At 65.2% G+C, this 18,614-nt stretch carries 17 protein-coding genes and 1 pseudogene; 8 read left to right on the top strand and 10 right to left on the bottom strand.

Annotated features, from left to right (window positions below; all coding sequences use genetic code 11):
* Window positions 1-62: 62 nt before the first annotated feature.
* Window positions 63-1,859: a caspase family protein gene (locus PMN64_RS02365; protein WP_411779580.1), complete on the top strand. Its 1,797-nt coding sequence runs from the start codon at window positions 63-65 to the stop codon at window positions 1,857-1,859.
* Window positions 1,860-1,889: 30 nt separating this feature from the next.
* Here PMN64_RS02365 and PMN64_RS02360 read toward each other — a convergent pair whose 3' ends face one another.
* Both PMN64_RS02360 and PMN64_RS02355 read right to left on the bottom strand, forming a co-directional pair.
* On the bottom strand, window positions 1,890-2,396 hold the full coding sequence (locus PMN64_RS02360) for an AAA family ATPase (RefSeq protein ID WP_411779578.1): 507 nt from the start codon (window positions 2,394-2,396) through the stop codon (window positions 1,890-1,892).
* Window positions 2,384-2,638 (bottom strand): hypothetical protein, encoded by a 255-nt coding sequence (locus PMN64_RS02355; protein ID WP_411779576.1) that lies wholly within the window; start codon window positions 2,636-2,638, stop codon window positions 2,384-2,386. The genes PMN64_RS02360 and PMN64_RS02355 overlap by 13 nt, the downstream gene beginning before the upstream one ends.
* A gap of 18 nt (window positions 2,639-2,656) precedes the next feature.
* On the opposite strand from PMN64_RS02355, the gene PMN64_RS02350 reads away from it, so the two are divergent.
* Window positions 2,657-5,950 carry an efflux RND transporter permease subunit gene (locus PMN64_RS02350; RefSeq protein ID WP_411779574.1) on the top strand — a complete coding sequence of 1,098 codons (3,294 nt, stop codon included), beginning with the start codon at window positions 2,657-2,659 and terminating at the stop codon, window positions 5,948-5,950.
* A gap of 153 nt (window positions 5,951-6,103) precedes the next feature.
* Here PMN64_RS02350 and PMN64_RS02345 read toward each other — a convergent pair whose 3' ends face one another.
* The gene (locus tag PMN64_RS02345; protein ID WP_411779572.1) at window positions 6,104-6,757 is read right to left on the bottom strand and encodes a hydrolase; all 654 of its coding nucleotides are present in this window, start codon (window positions 6,755-6,757) and stop codon (window positions 6,104-6,106) included.
* A 128-nt stretch (window positions 6,758-6,885) separates the two neighbouring features.
* On the opposite strand from PMN64_RS02345, the gene PMN64_RS02340 reads away from it, so the two are divergent.
* The 4 genes and pseudogenes from PMN64_RS02340 (at window position 6,886) to PMN64_RS02325 (ending at window position 11,398) form a co-directional block, all read left to right on the top strand.
* Window positions 6,886-7,767: a LysR family transcriptional regulator gene (locus tag PMN64_RS02340; RefSeq protein WP_028340391.1), complete on the top strand. Its 882-nt coding sequence runs from the start codon at window positions 6,886-6,888 to the stop codon at window positions 7,765-7,767.
* Window positions 7,768-7,954: 187 nt separating this feature from the next.
* Window positions 7,955-8,425, top strand: a complete 471-nt coding sequence (locus PMN64_RS02335) for a peroxiredoxin family protein (protein WP_411779570.1) — start codon at window positions 7,955-7,957, stop codon at window positions 8,423-8,425.
* A gap of 106 nt (window positions 8,426-8,531) precedes the next feature.
* Window positions 8,532-10,012, top strand: a pseudogene (locus PMN64_RS02330) (aldehyde dehydrogenase).
* A 162-nt stretch (window positions 10,013-10,174) separates the two neighbouring features.
* A complete protein-coding gene (locus tag PMN64_RS02325; protein WP_411779569.1) occupies window positions 10,175-11,398 on the top strand; it encodes an ABC transporter substrate-binding protein in 1,224 nt (407 codons plus the stop codon).
* Between the two features lie 43 nt (window positions 11,399-11,441).
* Here the strand turns inward: PMN64_RS02325 and PMN64_RS02320 are convergent, their stop codons facing one another.
* The 4 genes from PMN64_RS02320 to ftsE all read right to left on the bottom strand — a co-directional run bounded on the left by PMN64_RS02320 (window position 11,442) and on the right by ftsE (window position 14,715).
* Window positions 11,442-12,200: a lysophospholipid acyltransferase family protein gene (locus PMN64_RS02320; RefSeq protein WP_304497346.1), complete on the bottom strand. Its 759-nt coding sequence runs from the start codon at window positions 12,198-12,200 to the stop codon at window positions 11,442-11,444.
* Window positions 12,201-12,213: 13 nt separating this feature from the next.
* Window positions 12,214-12,927, bottom strand: a complete 714-nt coding sequence (locus PMN64_RS02315) for a YdcF family protein (protein ID WP_304497347.1) — start codon at window positions 12,925-12,927, stop codon at window positions 12,214-12,216.
* 164 nt (window positions 12,928-13,091) lie between these two features.
* Window positions 13,092-14,063, bottom strand: a complete 972-nt coding sequence (locus tag PMN64_RS02310) for a cell division protein FtsX (protein ID WP_028340385.1) — start codon at window positions 14,061-14,063, stop codon at window positions 13,092-13,094.
* Window positions 14,056-14,715 carry a cell division ATP-binding protein FtsE gene (gene ftsE / locus PMN64_RS02305; RefSeq protein WP_016845305.1) on the bottom strand — a complete coding sequence of 220 codons (660 nt, stop codon included), beginning with the start codon at window positions 14,713-14,715 and terminating at the stop codon, window positions 14,056-14,058. Before ftsE ends, PMN64_RS02310 begins: the two co-directional genes overlap by 8 nt.
* Window positions 14,716-14,896: 181 nt before the next feature.
* Here ftsE and PMN64_RS02300 point away from each other — a divergent pair, with 181 nt between their 5' ends.
* Together PMN64_RS02300 and PMN64_RS02295 are read left to right on the top strand one after the other, a co-directional pair.
* Window positions 14,897-15,760 (top strand): MJ0042-type zinc finger domain-containing protein, encoded by an 864-nt coding sequence (locus tag PMN64_RS02300; RefSeq protein WP_411779565.1) that lies wholly within the window; start codon window positions 14,897-14,899, stop codon window positions 15,758-15,760.
* Window positions 15,761-15,797: 37 nt separating this feature from the next.
* Entirely contained in the window at window positions 15,798-16,175 is a 378-nt protein-coding gene (locus PMN64_RS02295) for a response regulator (protein ID WP_411779563.1), read from the top strand.
* Window positions 16,176-16,185: 10 nt separating this feature from the next.
* Here PMN64_RS02295 and PMN64_RS02290 read toward each other — a convergent pair whose 3' ends face one another.
* The 3 genes from PMN64_RS02290 to PMN64_RS02280 all read right to left on the bottom strand — a co-directional run bounded on the left by PMN64_RS02290 (window position 16,186) and on the right by PMN64_RS02280 (window position 18,388).
* Window positions 16,186-16,563 carry a TadE/TadG family type IV pilus assembly protein gene (locus tag PMN64_RS02290; RefSeq protein WP_411779561.1) on the bottom strand — a complete coding sequence of 126 codons (378 nt, stop codon included), beginning with the start codon at window positions 16,561-16,563 and terminating at the stop codon, window positions 16,186-16,188.
* The gene (locus PMN64_RS02285) at window positions 16,560-17,000 is read right to left on the bottom strand and encodes a TadE/TadG family type IV pilus assembly protein (RefSeq protein WP_411779559.1); all 441 of its coding nucleotides are present in this window, start codon (window positions 16,998-17,000) and stop codon (window positions 16,560-16,562) included. Before PMN64_RS02285 ends, PMN64_RS02290 begins: the two co-directional genes overlap by 4 nt.
* Before the next feature lie 74 nt (window positions 17,001-17,074).
* On the bottom strand, window positions 17,075-18,388 hold the full coding sequence (locus PMN64_RS02280; protein ID WP_411779557.1) for a pilus assembly protein TadG-related protein: 1,314 nt from the start codon (window positions 18,386-18,388) through the stop codon (window positions 17,075-17,077).
* Window positions 18,389-18,614 lie beyond the last annotated feature (226 nt).

The following is an 18,614-nucleotide window of genomic DNA, read 5'->3' as shown; positions in this document are numbered from 1 at the left end:
TTCGCCACGGCGCGAACAACATTGTGGTCTCAATTTCCGGTCGTTGGAATGGAATGACCGGAATGCGCCTCTCATTGCCCAAGCTCGCCGCAATCGGCCTGCTGTTGCTGCTGAATTCCCCATCTTATGCAGGTCTCAGAGAGGATGGCGCGGCGTGCGACGCCAGGGATCCGCACCCCGAGCTCGCGATCCCCGCCTGCACCCGCCTGATCGCGGCCAATCCCGGGGGACGCGACCTTTCGATCACCTACTACAACCGCGCGCTCGCCTGGCATAACAAGGGCGATCTGGAGAACGCCAAGGCGGACTACGATCAGTCGATCGCGATCAATCCGTCGTTCGCGCCATCCTATGGCCAGCGGGCCAAGGTCTTCCTGCAGAACCAGGACTATGACCGCGCGCTGAGCGACTTCGATCAGGCGATCCGGCTGAAGCCTGCCGGCCCGTTCAGCGCCGGCTGGTTCAACAATCGCGCCGAGCTGTTCGTCGCCACCGGGGACTACGATCGCGCGCTCGCCGACTACGGCAGATCGATCGAGCTCGATCCGAGCTCGTGGTACGCCTATGTCAATCGCGCATTGGTCTACGATTTCCGCGGCAAGGACCGGCTCGCGGCGCTGCATTGCCAGGATGCGATCAAGGTCGCACCGCGCGCAGGCGGCCCCTATTATTGCCGGGCGGTGGTCGAGATCAGCGCCGGCGACATCGACAATGCGTCGCGGGATATCGAACGCGCGATCGCCATCCAGGACGGGCAATCCGAGTTCTATTCGCTGCGCGGCCTGACGCTGGCCAGCAAAGGCGAGCTCGATCAGGCCGTGCGCGATTACGATCGCGCCACGCAACTCAATGCACAGGGCGCGCTGAATTACGCACGCCGAGGCCTCGCCGACGAGAAGAAGGGCGATATCGAAGGTGCGCGCGCCGACTTCCGCCATGCGCTCGACGTCATCGGCCTCGATCAGCTCGACCGGACGCAGGGCCAGCGCGTCGCCAGGGACGGCCTGCAACGGCTGGACAAGGTCGCCACCACGGACAAGAGCGTGATCGTGGATCACGGTGCGGCCAAGCCACCCCCCGCGGTCGCCGCGGCTGTGCCGATCGCGCCGATCGGCGTGGGTCAGAAGGCAGCAATTCCGGAGCGGCGCGTCGCGCTGGTCGTGGGCAATTCCAGATATCGCTCCGTGCCGGTGCTGCCGAACCCCGGCCAGGACGCGGCGGCGATTGCCGATACGCTGCGCGCCGTCGGCTTTCAGGATGTCCGCCTCGTGAACGACGCCACGCGGGACAGCCTGGTCGAGGCGCTGAAGTCGTTCGCCAACGCGGCCGACGGCGCGGACTGGGCGGTGATCTACTATGCCGGGCACGGCATGGAGATGGCGGGCGAGAACTATCTGGTGCCGGTCGACGCGAAACTCGCCACCGACCGCGATGTGCCGTTCGAGGCGGTTACCCTGACCCAGGTGCTGGGCGCGACCGAAGGTGCGCGCAAGCTGCATCTCGTCATCCTCGATGCCTGTCGCGACAATCCCTTCGCCAACCAGATCAAGCGCACCGTCGCGTCGCGCTCCATCGGCAGGGGACTGGCGCAGGTCGAGCCCGACAGCGGCACGCTGGTCGTCTACGCCGCCAAGCACGGCCAGGTCGCGCTCGACGGCGACGGCGGTCACAGCCCGTTCGTGACCGCCCTGATCAAGCGCATGCAGACGCCGCGGATCGAGATCCGCAAGCTGTTCGACTTGGTGCGCGACGACGTCATGGCGGCGACGGATCGCCGGCAGCAGCCCTTCAGCTATGGTTCGGTGCCGGGAAGCGAGGATTTCTACTTCGGCGGCGCGAGCCAGAATGCGGCGAAATAGCCCGCATGCGGCGCCCGCGGCCGGACGCGCCTATCTGCCCAGCAGAGCAAACGCCTTGTCGACGCAGGCCTCAAGGCTGCGATGCGCCGTGTCGACGATGAGCCGATCGCGATCCCAGGCATCGTAAGCGCGGCGCGCGACGGCATCCCAATCCGGCAGAGCGAGCCCCGCGATGTCGCTCGTTCTCGTCTCGACCCGCCGACGGTGCTCGGCCGGATCGCTGCACACGATCTCCAGCCATTTCATGTCGGCGCCGGCCCGTTGCGCCGCCATCTCCCATCCTTCGCGCGACGCCTGGCAATCGTTGACGCAGTCCGCGAGGACGTCGAAGCCGAGCGCGAGATTGTCGGTGGCGACGGCCTGCGCCGCGCGGTAGGTCCAGTCGGCGAGATCGCGCGGCGCGGAGGGCGATGCCCAGATCGCCTGGTCCATCGAATCGATCCGCAGCCACATCGCGCCGATGCGCGGCGCCAGCTGCCGCGCAATGCCGGATTTGCCGGCGCCGGGCAGCCCGGCCAGTGCGATCAGTCGTGCCATTGCAACCTCGCCCCCTTGCGATCATCAGGGCCGAAACCTAGCTCAGTTCCACCCGCGTTCCCACGCACCGTGACGCGCACCGCACCGGATTCGAGCGCATTGATCGAGAACCACACGATCGGGAATACGGCCGCCGTCTGGCGCTGTGTTGCGGCCAGACACATCGCGGCGGCGGTATGGCGCCGCCCTGTGACATTTAGGCTTTTGCATCCCGGCGCGGACGGATAGAAGCTCTTCCGCAAACAGCGCTCGCAAATTCGATGAACCTCTCCGCCCCCTTTGTCCGACGGCCGGTCGGCACCACGCTGCTGTCGCTTGGCCTCGTGGTGGCGGGCATCATTGCGTTCTTCAAGCTGCCGGTGTCGCCGCTGCCCGACGTCGACATCCCGACCATCATGGTGCAGGCGACGCTGCCCGGCGCGAGCCCTGCCGACGTCGCCTCCACGGTGGCAAGCCCGCTCGAGCGCCATCTCGGCCAGATCGCCAGCGTCACCGAAATGACCTCGGTGTCCTCGCTGGGCTCCGCCCGCATCACGCTGCAGTTCGACATCGACCGCGACATCAACGGCGCCGCGCGCGACGTGCAGGCGGCGATCAACGCGGCGCGCGCCGACCTGCCGACCAACCTGCGCGCCAACCCGACCTACCGCAAGTTCAACCCGGCCTCGGCGCCGATCCTGATCTACACCTTGACCTCGGACACGCTGACGCCGGCCGAGCTTTATGACGCCGCCTCCACCGTGCTGGCGCAGAAGCTGTCGCAGGTCGAGGGCGTCGGCGAAGTCTCGGTCGGCGGCGGCTCGCTGCCGGCGGTGCGCGTCGAACTGATCCCGCCGGCGCTCTACAAATACGGCATCGGGCTCGAGGACGTCCGCGCCGCGCTCTCGAGCGCCAATGCGCACAGCCCGAAGGGCGGCATCGACGTCGGCAACCAGCGCTACCAGATCTACGCCAACGACCAGGCCCGCAAGGCGGCCGACTACAGGCCGCTGGTCGTCGCCTACCGCAACGGCGCGGCGGTGCGCCTGACCGACGTCGGCGACGTGATCGATTCCGTCGAGAATGTGCGCACGCTCGGCGTTTCGAACGGCAAGCCGGCCGTCGTGATGATCGTGTACCGGCAGCCGGGCGCCAACATCATCAAGATGGTCGACAGCGTCAAAGGGCTGATGCCGCAGCTGAAGGCCTCGGTCTCGCCCGCGGTCGACATCACCCTCGCAATGGACCGCTCGAAGACGATCCGGGCCTCGCTGCACGACGTCGAGATCACGCTGTTGATCGCGGTGGCCCTGGTGATCCTGGTGGTGTTCGCCTTCCTGCGCAATGCGCGGGCGACGCTGGTCCCGGTGGTGGCGGTCGGCGTGTCGCTGATCGCGACCTTCGCCGTGATGTATTTGCTTGGCTACACGCTCGACATCTTCTCGCTGATGGCGCTGACGGTGGCGACCGGCTTCGTGGTCGACGACGCCATCGTGGTGCTGGAGAACATCACCCGCCACATGGATGCCGGGCTGTCGCGGCTCGAGGCCACGCTGGTCGGCACCCGCGAGGTCGGCTTCACGGTGCTGTCGATGAGCGTGTCGCTGATCGCGGTGTTCGTGCCGATCCTGCTGATGGGCGGCCTGGTCGGCCGCCTGTTCCGCGAATTCGCCATGACCATCACGATCGCGATCGTGATCTCGCTGGTGGTCTCGCTGACCACGACGCCGATGATGTGCGCGGTGCTGCTGCGCAAGGAGGAGGGCCAGCCGCACGGCCGGATTTACCGGATCAGCGAACGCATCTTCGAGCTGATGCTGAACGGCTATCGCGCGACGCTCGGCCTCGCACTGCGCCATCCGCTCCTGGTGACGCTGATCCTCGGCTCGACGCTCTATTTGAACTTCCATCTCTACAAGGTGGTGCCCAAGGGCTTCGTGCCGCAGCAGGACACCGGATTGCTGATCGGCTCGATCCAGGCCGACCAGAGCACCTCGTTCCAGCTGATGCAGCAGAAGCTGACCCAGTTCATCGACATCGTGAAGTCGGATCCGGCGGTCGACACCGCGGTCGGCTTCACCGGCGGCGGCGGCGTGGGTCCCGGCGGCACCAACACCGGCACCGTGTTCGCCTCGCTGAAGCCGATGGACGAGCGCCGGCTGCGCGCCGACAAGGTCATCGAGCGGCTGCGCGAGCCGTTAGCGAGCGTCGCGGGCGCCACCCTGTTCCTGCAATCGATCGGCGACCTCGGCGCCGGCGGGCGCTCGGGCAACGCGGCGTATCAGTACACGCTGAAGGGCTCGACCTTCGAGGAGCTGAACGAGTGGACGCCAAAGCTCGTCGCGGCATTGCAGAAGGAGCCGACGCTCGCCGACGTCAACAGCGACCAGCAGAACAAGGCGCTGCAGGCCAATCTGATCATCGATCGCGACGCCGCCTCCCGGCTCGGCATCACGGTCAGCCAGCTCGACAACACGCTCTATGACGCGTTCGGGCAGCGCCAGGTCTCGACCATCTTCGTCGCGCGCAACCAGTATCATGTGATCATGGAGGTCGCGCCGCGCTTCTCGCAGGACCCGCAGACCCTGAAGGAGGTCTATATCTCGACCTCGGGCGGCTCGGCGACCGGCACGCAGAGCACCAACGCGGTCGCCGGCACGGTGGCCTCGTCCTCGCAAAAAAGCTCGGTCAGCGCGGTCGCCGCCAATGTGGTGCGCAACCAGGCCACCAATTCGATCGGCGCCACCGGCAAGGGCGTCGCATCGACCGGAACCGCGGTCTCCACCAGCGCGGAGACCATGATCCCGCTGTCGAGCGTCGCCCGCTTCGAGCACGGCGAGACGCCGCTCTCGGTCAACCACCAGGATCTCCTGGTCTCCAGCACCATCTCGTTCAACCTGCCGCCGGGCGTCTCGCTGAGCACGGCGACCACCACGATCGAGAACGCGATGCACACGCTCGGCATGCCCGCGGGCATTTCCGGCGGCTTTGCGGGCTCCGCGAAAATCTTCCAGCAGGCCCTGGCGAACGAGCTGTTCCTGATCCTCGCCGCGCTGGCGACGATCTACATCTCGCTCGGCATGCTCTACGAGAGCTACATCCACCCGCTGACCATCCTCTCGACGCTGCCCTCGGCCGGCGTCGGCGCGGTGGCGGCCCTGATGCTGTCGCACACCGATTTCGACATCATCGGCATGATCGGGGTGATCCTCCTGGTCGGCATCGTGAAGAAGAACGCCATCATGATGATCGACTTCGCGCTCGATGCCGAGCGCCAGCGCGGGCTGTCGTCGCGCGATGCGATCTACGAAGCCTGCCTGATGCGGTTCCGCCCGATCATGATGACGACCCTCGCCGCCTTGTTCGGCGCGGTGCCGCTGATGATCGGCCTCGGCGAAGGCAGCGAGCTGCGTCAGCCGCTTGGCATCGCGATCTTCGGCGGGCTGATCCTGAGCCAGATCCTGACGCTCTACACGACGCCGGTGGTCTATCTCTATCTCGACCGCGCCAGGCTCTGGACCCAGCGCCGCCGCGCGGCGCGCCGCGCACGCCGGGCCGCAGCACGCGCGTCCTGACTAGGCGACGAAGGTGCCGCAATCGAGCCCACGGATCGGGCCTCGCCCACTTTCCAGGCGTGGACGACTCTCATAGGGAGGGGAATGACGAGGCTCGACAAACGGTGAGCTCTCGCGGCGCATCGCTCGTGGCTCTCGTCATCCCCGGTTAGATCAGTCTCGAGTGCTCGGCACGGGCGTGTTGAGCAACTGTTGCTCCCACAGAAACGCGATGCCGCTGCCGCCGGCATGCTGCGTGACCACCTCCGTCAGTTTGGCGGCCTGTTCGGTCCGGGCCCAGTCGCGCTGCCATTCTGCCGCCACCGCCAGCCAGGTCATCATGTTAGCGCCAGCCGCGATCATGCGCTGGATGGCGACCTCGTGCGCCTCGACCGACACGGCGCCCGATGCATCGGTGACCACCGTCACGTCCCAGCCTTCGCCGAGTGCCTGGATCGCCGGCATCGCGACACACACCTCGGTCCACAGGCCCGCGATGACAAGCTGCTTGCGGCCGGTCGCCTTGACCGCATCCACCACCTTCCGGTCCTGCCAGGTGTTGATAAACGTACGGTCGATCACCTTCTGGCCGGGAAACACATCCGTAATTTGGGGGAAGAGCAGCCCGCCGCGTTCCGCTATCACGCTCGTCAGGATCGTGGGGACATTGAAGGCCTTGGCGGCCTTCGCCAAGCCCGCCGTATTGTTGATCACCATCTGCGGTTCGTGGCTGTTCACGTTCGCAAGCTGGTAAGGCTGATGGTCGATCAGAACGAGCACCGAGTCTTCAGGGCGAAGAAGCGAAGCAAGCCCATTACGAAAGCTCATGAATACATCCTCTGTTGTGGTGAGACATGCGCCGCCTGCGGCGCCGTGCCCGGACACTTGTCATTCCCCTTTGTGATACGATAGCGCCCTATTCCGCCAAGCTGTGTCGCAAAATGGGGAACGCTGAGTTGGACATCGAAGACGTGATTGCATTCGTCGAAGTTGCCGATGCTGGCGGCGTCTCGGCCGCCGCGCGCCGGCTCGGCGTTTCGAAGTCGATCGTCAGCCGGCGGCTGATCCGGCTTGAGGCGGAACTAGGCGTCCAACTTCTTGCAAGAACCACCCGTGGCGCTGCTCTCACAGAAGCCGGCAACACATTTCGAGATCATGCAGCCAGAGTCCGCGCAGAAATCGATGCAGCCAAGGAAACAATCCTGCCTGGCGGAGAACTAAGTGGCCGCTTGCGAATTGCTGTGCCGCTTTCTTTCGGACCCACCCACTTCGCCCCCATACTCGCGGAAATGGCGCGACGCTACCCGCAGCTTCACATCTATACCGCCTACAGCGATCGCTTCGTCGATCTTATTGCCGAAGGATTCGATTGCGCCATCCGGGTTGGTTATCTTCCAGACTCCAACCTGATCGCGAGACGCGTCGGACCGATCTACGGGAAGCTTGTCGCGAGCCCGGACTATATCGAGGCGCACGGTGCCCCCGAGACGCTCGACGAACTCATCGCCCATGAAGCGCTGATGCAGGGTACCGAAACCTGGCAACTCATGGATGGCGACGAAATCGTCACGGTTCATCCGCGGGGGCGCTTCAAGGCCGACAACGGCACAGCTCTCGCCGTCGCCGCGGCGGCAGGGCTCGGCGTCGCCTGGCTCCCCGATTGCGTCATTCATGACTACTTGGCATCCGGAGCGCTGGTTCCGGTGATGACACGCCATCCACCACCTTCGGCAGGTGCATACGTCGTTCGCCCGCCGGGCCAACATCCCTCACGGAAGGTACGGGCCCTCACTGAATTGTTGATCGAGCGTCTCGAAGAAAATCCGCCCCTTGCGTGAGCCGCTCCTGTCCGAATGATCCATCGATCACGAAAGAGACGACGTATGCCGAGCGGGCTTGGGCCGCAGAGGACACGCGATCCGGAAACCGCTTCGCACTTTTCCGGGTCATGCTTCGCCGGTCGTTGACAGACCCGCGCCGATCTTGCCACCCTGCCGCAAGGTGGCAGACGCAAGGAACCCAGCTGTGACTCTCGCACCTGATATCGCCGCGTCGCGCTGGTTCAACACCAGCGAACCCCTGACCCTGGCCGCGCTGCGCGGCCGCCCGGTCCTGCTGCACGCCTTCCAGATGCTGTGCCCCGGCTGCGTCGCGCACGGCACGCCGCAGACCCAGCGCGCGTTCGAGCTGTTCAAGCATTCGGACCTGCAGGTGATCGGGCTGCACACCGTATTCGAGCACCATGCGGCGATGACGGAGGTGTCGCTGGTAGCCTTCATCCACGAGTACCGGCTGACGTTCCCGATCGGCGTCGACGAGGCCGGCGAAGGCACGCCGATCCCGGTCACCATGCAGCGCTACGGCATGCAGGGAACGCCGACCAGCATCCTGATCGGCCGCGACGGCAACATCGTGCATCATGGCTTCGGACAGCAGAGCGACATGGCGCTCGGCGCGATCATCGCGGCCGAGCTTGCCGCGCCGCATGGCCGATAGTGGCCCGCCCCGGCTGCAACCGGCTCACGCGACTGCGTTATGACGGCGTCGCGTATTGCGTGATAGCGTTCCGCCAACCAGAACCATCGCCTTGCGGGAGGATGTCATGAAAACCTATCAGCTCTACATCAACGGCCAGTATGTCGACCCCGCCAATGGCGAATGGTTCGACAGCATCGATCCCTATCGCGGCGAGGCCTGGGCGAAGATTCCGCGCGGCACGGCCGCCGACGCCGACAAGGCGGTGAAGGCAGCCAATGAGGCGATGTGGCGCGGCCCCTGGGCGAAGATGACGGCCTCCGCACGCGGCAAGGCGATGCGCAAGCTCGGCGACCTCGTCGCGGCCAATGCCGAGCGCCTTGCCGAGATCGAGGTGCGCGACAACGGCAAGCTGATGGCCGAGATGCTGGGCCAGCTGCGCTACCATCCGGAGTGGTGGTGGTATTTCGGCGGGCTCGTCGACAAGCTCGAGGGCGGCCTGGTGCCGATCGACAAGGCGGACACCTTCGCCTACACGACCCATGAGCCGGTCGGCGTGGTCGCGGCGCTGACCGCCTGGAATTCGCCGCTGCTGTTCGTGGCCTGGAAATGCGCCGCCGCGCTCGCCGCCGGTTGCGCCGTGGTCGTCAAGCCGTCGGAATTCACCTCGGCCAGCACGCTGGAATTTGCGGCGCTGACCAAAGAGGCCGGAATTCCCGACGGCATCTTCAACGTGGTGACCGGCTTCGGTCCCGAGGCGGGCTCCGCGCTGATCGCCCATCCCGGCATCGCCAAGATCACCTTCACCGGATCGGACACGACCGGCGCAAAGGTCTACGAGACCGCGGCCAAGAGCCTGAAGCGCGTCTCGCTCGAGCTCGGCGGCAAGTCGCCCAACATCGTGTTCGAGGACGCCGACCTCACCGCCGCCGCGGCCGGCGCGATCTCCGGCATTTTCGCCGCCACGGGGCAGACCTGCATCGCCGGATCGCGCCTTCTGGTGCAGAGCTCGATCAAGGAGAAGTTCGTCGCGCGCGTGCTGGAGCTGGCGAAGTCCGCCAAGATCGGCGATCCCATGCAGTCAGATACCAATGTCGGCCCGATCACGACGCCGGCGCAATACAAGAAGGTGCTCGACTACATCGATATCGCGAAAGCCGAGGGCGCGCGCTGCCTGCTCGGCGGCAAGCCGGCCACCGGCGACGGCATCAAGGGCGGCCAGTTCGTCGAGCCGACCATCTTCACCATGTCGACAACACCATGCGGATCGCGCGCGAGGAGGTGTTCGGCCCAGTGCTGTCGATCATCTCCTTCGACACCGAGGAAGACGCCATCCGGATCGCCAACGACACGATCTACGGCCTTGCCGCCGGCATCTGGACCAAGGATCTCGCGCGCGCCATCCGCGTGCCGAAGCAACTGCGCGCCGGCACCGTGTGGGTGAACACCTACCGGGCCATCAGCTACATGATGCCGTTCGGCGGCATGAAGCACTCCGGCGTCGGCCGCGAAAGCGGCATCGACGCGGTCCGCGAATATCAGGAGACCAAGAGCGTCTGGATCTCGACCGCGACGGACGTGCCGGCGAACCCGTTCGTGATGCGGTAAGCTTTCCGCACTGACGTCGCTTGCTTCACCTCTTTCGGACGGACAGAGGTACGACGGCACCCGCGCGCCAAGCGGCCGCACTTGACGTGCAGCGCAGAGCAGCGATCATGAGTGCCTGCGGCACACACCGAAGAGTGTGGCCGATATTTGGGGAGATTCGCCATGACGCTTCGTTACTCAGGCGCATTGTTCTGCGCGCTCACACTTGCCGCCGCCCAACCGGCGTTCGCCGACAAGAAATACGGCCCCGGCGTCACCGACACCGAAGTGAAGATCGGCCAGACCATGCCGTACAGCGGTCCAGCGTCCGCTTATGGCACCCAGGGGCGCATGGAAGAGGCTTACTACGCGATGATCAACGCGAAGGGCGGCGTCAATGGCCGAAAGATCAAGCTGCTTTCACTGGACGACGCCTATTCGCCGCCGAAGACCGTGGAGCAGACGCGACGTCTCGTGGAACAGGACGAGGTGCTGGCAATCATCGGCACCATCGGCACGCCGACCAATTCAGCGATCCAGAAGTACCTCAACCAGAAGAAGGTCCCGCAGATCTTCATTTCGACCGGCGCGGCCAAATGGGACGACCCGAAGAACTTCCCGTGGACCACGCAGCTCTATCCGCCCTACCAGATGGAGGGCATGATCTTCGCCAAATACCTGTTGAAGAACAAGCCCGACGCGAAGCTCGGCGTGTTCTCCCAGAACGACGATGCCGGAAAGGATTACGTCAAGGGGCTGAAGGATGGCCTCGGCGACAAGGCGAAGACGATGATCGTCAAGGAGGTGACCTACGAGGTCTCCGATCCCACCGTCGACTCGCAGATCGTCTCCCTGAAAGCATCCGGCGCCGACACGCTGTTCACGATGGCGACGCCGAAGTTCGGCGCGCAGGCGATCCGCAAGGTCTACGAGCTCGGATGGAAACCGCTGAATTACGTGGTCAGCGTCTCCTCATCGATCAAGGGCGTCATGGAGCCGGCCGGCATCGAAGCCTCGAAGGGATTATTGACCGCGCTGGCGTTCAAGACGCCTACTGATCCGAGCTGGGAGAACGCGGCCGATGTGAAGGAGTTCAAGGATTTCCTGGCGAAGTGGTATCCGCAAGGCGACATCGCCGACGGCAGCAACGTCACCGGCTACATCTCGGCCTATATGACAGTGAAGATCATCGAGATGTGCGGCGACGACCTGACGCGCGAGAACCTGCTGAAGCAGGCGACCAACCTCAACAAGGTCGCCGCGCCGCTGCTCCTGCCCGGCATCTCGATCTCGACGCGGCCGGACCGCTATGCGCCGTTCACGCAGATGCAGATCGCAACGTTCGACGGGAAGAGTTGGGTGCCGCAAGGCGAGACCTTCAACACCGACGCTGCGGCCGGTCAGTAGTGGGCGACGCCATTCGCGATACGGTAACTCACCGCATCGCGGCCTACCCTTTCGCGTTCGGCACACCGCCGAACAATTTCGCCTGCTCGGCGCGGCCGGCCTCGACGATGCGGGTGGTGGCGGTTTCGATCTGGTCGCGCAGGCGGGTCATGAACTCATCGCGCGGCAATCCCGGCGGCAGCGGATCGAGGAATTCGACCACCAGCGTGCCGGGATAGCGCATGAAGGTGCGGCGCGGCCAGAACAGCCCGGAATTGAGCGCGATCGGCAGGCACGGCACGCCGCTCTCGGCATAGATCTGCGCGACGCCGGCCTTGTAGTTCGGCGCCGCACCGGGCGCGGTGCGGGTGCCCTCGGGGAAGATCACAAGCTGGCGGCCGAGCTTCACCTCGGCCGCCGCGCGCTTCAGCGTCTTGATCAGCGAACGCGGACCACCGCCGCGCTCGACCGAGATCATGCCGACCTTCTTGAGGTACCAGCCGAACACCGGGATCATCATCAGCTCGCGCTTCAGGATGAACAGCGGATGCTCGAAGAAGCGCACCAGCGCGAACGTCTCCCAAAACGACTGGTGCTTCGAGGCGACCACCAGCGGCCCGCTCGGAATCTTATCGACGCCGCGGAACTCGATCCTGATGTTGCAGATCACGCGCATCAGGAACAGGCTGATGTTGGCCCACGCGGCCTCGATCGCCATCATCGCGCCGCGCGGCAGCAGCAGCGCCGGCAGCGCGATGATGCAGAGCGCCACCAGCACCAGATAGAACAGCACGTTGAAGATCAGCGAACGCAGGAAGATCATTTAAGTCCCAGTACTAATTCGCCAGCGCCGTAGCCGGGCGGGGTGGCGGCGTTGCCGGCTGCTCGGCGAGATCGGAGGTCAGGTCGAGGCCGAGATCGGCCAGCCGCACCCGCATCTCCGCGGCGACATATTTGGCGTATTCCGATAGCAAGAGACGGAACGTTCCGCCACTCGTCCACCACGGCTCGTCGCGCCATTTGTCGCCGACCACCGCGAACGGGATCAGCGTGACGTCGGGCATCGCATGTGACAGTTCCACGAGCGCCCGCGGCATGTGGTAGTTCGAGGTCACCACGATCAGCGACTTGAAGCCGCGCTCGCGCGCCCAGCGCCGCGTCTCCGCCGCATTGCTGCGGGTGTTGACCGCCGAGCGGTCGAGATCGACGCAGCAGCGCATCAACCCCTGACTGTCCGGAACCGAGCGGGAAATGTCGTGGGCGTCGTTGGTCGGATGCACGCCCGAGATCAAAAGCCGCTTGCCGTAGCCCGCGGCCAGCAGCTCCATCGCGTCGGACACCCGCGACGAGCCGCCGGTCAGCACCACGATGCCGTCGGCGTTGTGCGGCGGATCGGTCTCGACGCCGCGCAATTGCGACAGGAAGCCGACAAAGCCGACCGCCGCGGCGACGAAGGCAAGCGCCAGCGGCGCGACGATGGCGGCGCGCAGCCAGCCGCGCGGGCGCGCGGCAAGGTCATTCGGCGACGTATCGTCGGACTGCAAACTCATGTGATGCGGTTATCCTTCCCCCCAGGTGATTTTAAAGCATGATCCGGAAAAGTGGAAACCGGTTTTCCCCTCCGCCAGGGCCGCGTGCATGCGCGCGAAATCACACCTGGGCGACGAAATGCGATCACGAGGCGGCGCCATGATTTCGAGTTTTCGCGGCGCCGTCAGTCGATGTCGTCGAGCGTGGCGAACAGGGTGCGCCGCGATGCCCACGCGGTGATCGCCGCGATCAGCACCGCCTGCATCGCCAGCACCAGATAGCCCGACGGACGCAACGAGAACGTGCCGAGCAGGGCCGCGAACTGGTCGCCCACCGGCGTGCCGGAGAACCAGTTGGCGATCGATTCGGAGAAGCCGAACGCCAGCATCGCCGCGCCGCCGCCGATCAGCCCGCCTTGGAGGCCGAGCCGAAGGAAATGCCGCAGGAAGCGGTTGGCGATGAAGCTGTCGCCGGCGCCGACGAAATGCAGCACCTCGACGATCGGGCGGTTGGCGGCCATCGCGCCGCGGGTCGCGAACGACACCGAGATGATGGTGGCGATGATCACGAGGATGAGGATGCCGACGCCGGCGAACATCGTGGCGCCGGTCATCGAGCGCATGCGCTCGATCCAGGCACGGTGATCGTCGACGCTTGCGGTCGGCGCCGCCTGCGTCACCCGCGCGCGCAACGCGGCGAGATCGAGCGTGGTGCCGGGCTGCACCCGCGCCACGATGACGCGCGGCACCGGCAGTTCGTCAATCGAGAGCCCGCTGCCGAGCCACGGCTCCAGCAGCTTGGCGGATTCCTCCTTGCTGAACGGACGGACCTCGAGAATGCCGGGCTGCGCCCGCATCGCCTCCACCGCCGCCTGCGCGTCGCGATCGAGGTCGCGGCCCGGCGAGGGGCGCACCTGGATGGTGATCTCGCTCGACACTTCCGACTGCCATTCGGCGGCCGACGCGCTGACCAGCAGCACGGTGCCTGTCGTCAGCGAGGCGAGGAAGGTCATGATCGCGACGACCGCGACCAGCGCACGGCCCGAGATCGAGGCGCGCGGCACGATCGGCGACATGTTGCGCGCAGTGGCCGGGACCTGCGGGCGTTCGCGCCCGAGATCGACCAACGACACTTTCTCGTCGCCGCTCCTATTCATAGATGTGCAGCCGTCCCTGATGCAGCACCAGCCGCCGCGCCTCGTATTGATCCATCAGCGTGATGTCGTGGGTCGCGATGATGACCGCGGTGCCGGATTTGTTGAGCTCGATGAACAGCCGCAGCAAGCGGCGCCCGAGCGTCGGATCGACGCTGCCGGTCGGCTCGTCCGCCAACAGCAGCTGCGGCCGCGAGATCACCGCGCGCGCGATCGCGGCGCGCTGCTTCTCGCCGCCCGACAGGATCGGCGGCAGCGCATCCATGCGCTCGCCGAGGCCCACCCATTTCAACAGATCGATCACCTCTCGGCGATAGCTCGATTCCTCGCGGCCCATCACGCGGAACGGCAGCGCGACATTCTCATAGGTGGTCATGTGATCGAGCAGGCGAAAATCCTGCAGCACGATGCCGATCCGCTTGCGCAGGTCGGCGACCTGGTCCTTGCTCAGCAGCGAGACGTCCTTGCCGAACAGATTGACCAGCCCGCGGGTCGGCCGCAACGACAGGAACAAGAGCCGCAGCAGCGAGGTCTTGCCCGCGCCCGACGGCCCGGTGAGGAACTGGAACGAGTGCGCCGGGATCATGAACGAGAGGTCGCGCAAAATCTCCGGGCCGAGCCCGTAGCGCAGACCGACATTTTCGAACCGAACCAATGCGCTAGCTCCGTTCGAGAGGGCCGATGGCCCAATACCCCACACCGACGGCGAAGACGGCCCGAACTTCGGCCGAGCGTCCGCGAACCGCACAGAAAGCTTGTGCTTCGGTTATGGTTTCCGATTCGTTAACGGTCGCTAGGTAGCATCCGGGCATCCACACGGTGGAGATTCGGCCTCCATGCATATTGTTTGCCCGCATTGTACAACATCCTACGCCATCAATCCGGCCACCCTGGGCGAGGCCGGACGTACCGTCCGCTGTTCCCGCTGCCGGGAGGTCTGGCTGGCCCGGCCGGAGGACGCCATCGGGGCGACCACGCCCACCCTGGCCTATCAGTCCGCCGGTTCCGATCTCGCCGCCGAATGGGAGGCCATGGGCCGGGAGGAGGCTGACGCGACCCCGGTGGTCGAGAGCCCCTCGATTTCGGCCGATTTGCCCGCCGAAGGCAGCGACGCCGCCTCGGAATGGCCGGCGCTGGCCGAGGCCGATGCCGCGGCCCATGCCGACGGGGACGCGGGAACCAGGGGCCGCTTCCGCCTGCCCCGGCTTCCCCGCCTGTTCCGCCTGCCCGCCCTGCCCCGAATTCCGTTCATGCCCGTGATCGGCGCCCTGCCGACCACCTGTGGCGCCATGGCCGCGCTGGTCGTCGCGCTGTTCGTCTGGCGCAACGACGTGGTGCGGCTGCTGCCGCAGACCGCGCTGTTCTACAAGATGGCCGGGCTCGACGTGAATTTGCGCGGGCTCGCCTTCAAGGATCTCAAGATCACCAACGAGACCGTGGACGGCAAGCCGGTGCTGGTGATCGAGGGCATGATCGTCGGCCAGACCAGGAAGCCGGTCGAATTGCCGCGGCTGCGCTTCTCGGTCCGCGACGCGCAGGGCGCCGAAATCTACGCCTGGAACGCCGTGCTGGAGCAGCCGGTGCTCAATCCCGGCGAGCGGGCCTTCTTCAAGTCGCGCCTCGCCTCGCCGCCGCCCGAAGGCCGCAATATCGACGTACGCTTCTTCAACAAGCGTGATCTCACCGGCAGCCGCGCGTGAGCCGCCGGTCAACTCCATCGGGAACCGACCAATCACCATGACGCGTGTTCTGATCGCCGACGACGAAGACTCGATGCGTTCGCTGGTGGCGCGCGCCATCGCCATGGACGGCCACGAAACCGTGACCGCGCAGGACGGCGCCGAGGCGCTGGAGGTGCTGACGCGCGACGGAGGCGCGTTCGACCTTCTGCTCACCGACATCCAGATGCCCGTGATGGACGGCATCGCGCTGGCGCTGACCGCGGCGCGCGACTTCCCTGCGTTGAAGATCCTGCTGATGACCGGCTTCGCCCATCAGCGCGAGCGCGCCTCCGGCCTCGAGGCGATCGTGCATGACGTGGTGACGAAACCGTTCTCGGTGGCCGATATCCGCACCGCAGTCGCGGACGCGCTGGCGGCGCGGAAGGCCAGCTAGGGTTACGAGGTCAACTCGGAAAGCATGCCCGGGCGGTCAGCGTCACCGGGGACAAATTGAGAAATTGGGCAAATTGAAATGCATAACTCGCGCTGACCACGTTGCCGCAGGCTGACGTGGAATAGGTGAATGTCTGCGCCGGCAGTGTAAGGCCGAACGCCTGCTGCGCGGCGTAATTCGTGATGGCGCTGCCGCTTGGACAGAGCGTGCTGTTGACGGTCGCACAACGCGCCGCCATTTCGGTGCCGTGCTGTAGCCCGAGCTGGGTCCAGAACAGCAGTCCGAATTCGACGATGCCAAATATGAACAGGAAGAACGCGGGAGCGGTCAGGGCGAATTCCAGCGCCGAGGCCCCGCGATTGTCCCGCCATAGTGTTGTGAGTTTCACTGCAGCCTCGCAGTGGACTGGGCGCTATAGGTGTATGAGGCCGCCACAATCTGATAATTGATCAGCGTGTAGTAGGTCCCTTGCGCCGAAACCATGGCATATGTTCCGGCCTGCGCGCCGCTGGGGCAGACCGCGCCGCAACTGACGGTGTTAACCCCCGCACTCGTCGGGCACCCGCAAAACTGGTACGGCTTGGGCGAAGCGCTGATGGCTGTGGAATTCGTGGCGGCTGTCACGGCGCCGGTAACGCCAGTCTCGTCAAAGCCGCGCACGATGGCGTATTGCGCTCCCGCTTGCGCGGCATTCTCGATCTGCATCTTGCGATAGAGTGCCAGCCCGATGTCGGTCACCGAGACGACCATCAGGGACAGCAACGGAATCATGATGCCGAATTCGATGGCCGCGACGCCGCGTCTGTCGTGAACGGCGGCGCTCATGCGCCGTGTCAGAGAGCAAAGCAACCCGCCGTGGCTCGAGGGTGAGGATTTCTGGATTTGCATCGGGGCCAACCTCATTCGATGAGTTGCGCGGTTTGCAAGCCGATCGTCGCGGTGCCGAGCGCCGAACAATTGACCTGAACGCTCGACGTGCCGGTGAACGTCAGGGTATCTGCGATGATCTTGGTGCAGGATGTGCTGGTGCCGTTACCACCACTGAAGCTGAGGTTGACCTTTGGCAGGTAGATGGCGCCGCCGAAGTTCTGGGTGCCGCCACCCGTGAGATTAAAGGCAGTCCCGGCTGGCATGTTGCGGTCGCCATACATGACGATGCCCTTCGTGGAGCCCGAGGTCGGCGCCGTCAGATCGATGATCGCGTTGCTGCCGATCGAAGCCGTGCCCCACTTGCTTCCCGAGCCGGTGAAGACCAGGGTCACGCCGCTGCCCGTGATCGTGGCGTTCCCGGAGACGCTCAGATTGGCGCCGTCCAGATAGTAGATGCCCGGATCGAGGTTCAGCGTTGCGCCGGCATTGACCGTAATGCTGCCGGAGTAGCAGCCGGGGCTGAGCGAGTTCGTCTTTCCGTTGGAATTGACTGTGATCTTGGCGTTGGTGCAGCTCGGCTTCGATGGCGGAGAGACGGTCGCATACGGGTCAGCCATCGGCTGCATGTGCGTTTTGACACCGTTGGTGGCGGTGATGTTGCTGGTGCCGGAGACGTCGCCGACGACGCCGACCTGATTCGCAGAGACGGTCGCGCTGCCGGCCACGTTGAGCGATGGGCTTGCACCCGAGTTGCTGTAAAGGTTGCACTTGATCAGGTTGAGCTGGTTGCCGCCGCTCACGTTGACCGCGGGACTGGCGCTGGCGTTGAGCGCAAGTACGCAGCCCGTCCCGGAATTCGGCAGGGCGACCGCGCGCGCGGTGACCGGCACAGGGGCCGAGCCGAACAAGGCCGACAGCAACCGCTGTTGCGGTTGGCTCACGATGACTTCGATCGCCTGCAGGTTCGACGTCTGACTGCCGGTTTTCGGCGGTTGATTGACCGTGACCGTGACGTTGTTCGCCCCGTTCGCGTAACCGTAGTTTGCCGTGACCGCGTTGGCTTCGGACAAAAGGTCGGCGCCTGCACTTGCCGCGGTTGCGGCGCTGACCGCGCCGGAGTCGGCGGCACTCTGCATGTTCTTGTGTTTGTAGTACCACCATCCCACTTCGGTACCGAGCCCTGCCGTGCCGACCAGGACCGGCATGAGCAGCGCTGAAATGATGACATAGCTGCCCGACTGGTCTCGACCGAAGTGTCGAACCAAGCTGGTCTGATGTTGGTGCCGGCGAGTAATACCCAATGGCCGGTATGACGAAGCAATGAATAAACGGCTGTGCCTCATGTGCTCTCCTGAGACGCTTGCCAATTTTCCGAAGTAAGGTGACGCAAGCGACTTAAATGCGCACCAACGGGAACCCGACAATTTTAATGAAATTGTGCGAAACCGGCGGACCCGATCGCACCGATTGCAACGCGAGGTGCGTCGCCCGCGGAAGCTGACGTCTGCCGGCTTACGGCCGTCGTGCAGATTTCGCGTCATGCTCGCGAAAGCGCGGCATCCAACTTGC

The sequence above is a fragment of the Bradyrhizobium sp. UFLA01-814 genome (assembly GCF_046718885.1).
Classification (GTDB): Bacteria; Pseudomonadota; Alphaproteobacteria; order Rhizobiales; family Xanthobacteraceae; genus Bradyrhizobium; species Bradyrhizobium elkanii.
This window is presented reverse-complemented; position numbering and strand designations above follow the sequence as displayed.

Excerpts from the sequence above, each read along its gene's own strand:
- PMN64_RS02295 (WP_411779563.1), top strand. The coding sequence starts at position 15,798 with ATGACGCGTGTTCTGATCGCCGACGACGAAGACTCGATGCGTTCGCTG.
- PMN64_RS02320 (WP_304497346.1), bottom strand. The coding sequence starts at position 12,200 with ATGATCTTCCTGCGTTCGCTGATCTTCAACGTGCTGTTCTATCTGGTG.
- PMN64_RS02325 (WP_411779569.1), top strand. The coding sequence starts at position 10,175 with ATGACGCTTCGTTACTCAGGCGCATTGTTCTGCGCGCTCACACTTGCC.
- PMN64_RS02345 (WP_411779572.1), bottom strand. The coding sequence starts at position 6,757 with ATGAGCTTTCGTAATGGGCTTGCTTCGCTTCTTCGCCCTGAAGACTCG.
- PMN64_RS02350 (WP_411779574.1), top strand. The coding sequence starts at position 2,657 with ATGAACCTCTCCGCCCCCTTTGTCCGACGGCCGGTCGGCACCACGCTG.
- PMN64_RS02285 (WP_411779559.1), bottom strand. The coding sequence starts at position 17,000 with ATGAGCGCCGCCGTTCACGACAGACGCGGCGTCGCGGCCATCGAATTC.
- PMN64_RS02280 (WP_411779557.1), bottom strand. The coding sequence starts at position 18,388 with ATGAGGCACAGCCGTTTATTCATTGCTTCGTCATACCGGCCATTGGGT.
- PMN64_RS02360 (WP_411779578.1), bottom strand. The coding sequence starts at position 2,396 with ATGGCACGACTGATCGCACTGGCCGGGCTGCCCGGCGCCGGCAAATCC.
- PMN64_RS02300 (WP_411779565.1), top strand. The coding sequence starts at position 14,897 with ATGCATATTGTTTGCCCGCATTGTACAACATCCTACGCCATCAATCCG.
- PMN64_RS02315 (WP_304497347.1), bottom strand. The coding sequence starts at position 12,927 with ATGAGTTTGCAGTCCGACGATACGTCGCCGAATGACCTTGCCGCGCGC.
- PMN64_RS02365 (WP_411779580.1), top strand. The coding sequence starts at position 63 with ATGCGCCTCTCATTGCCCAAGCTCGCCGCAATCGGCCTGCTGTTGCTG.
- PMN64_RS02310 (WP_028340385.1), bottom strand. The coding sequence starts at position 14,063 with ATGAATAGGAGCGGCGACGAGAAAGTGTCGTTGGTCGATCTCGGGCGC.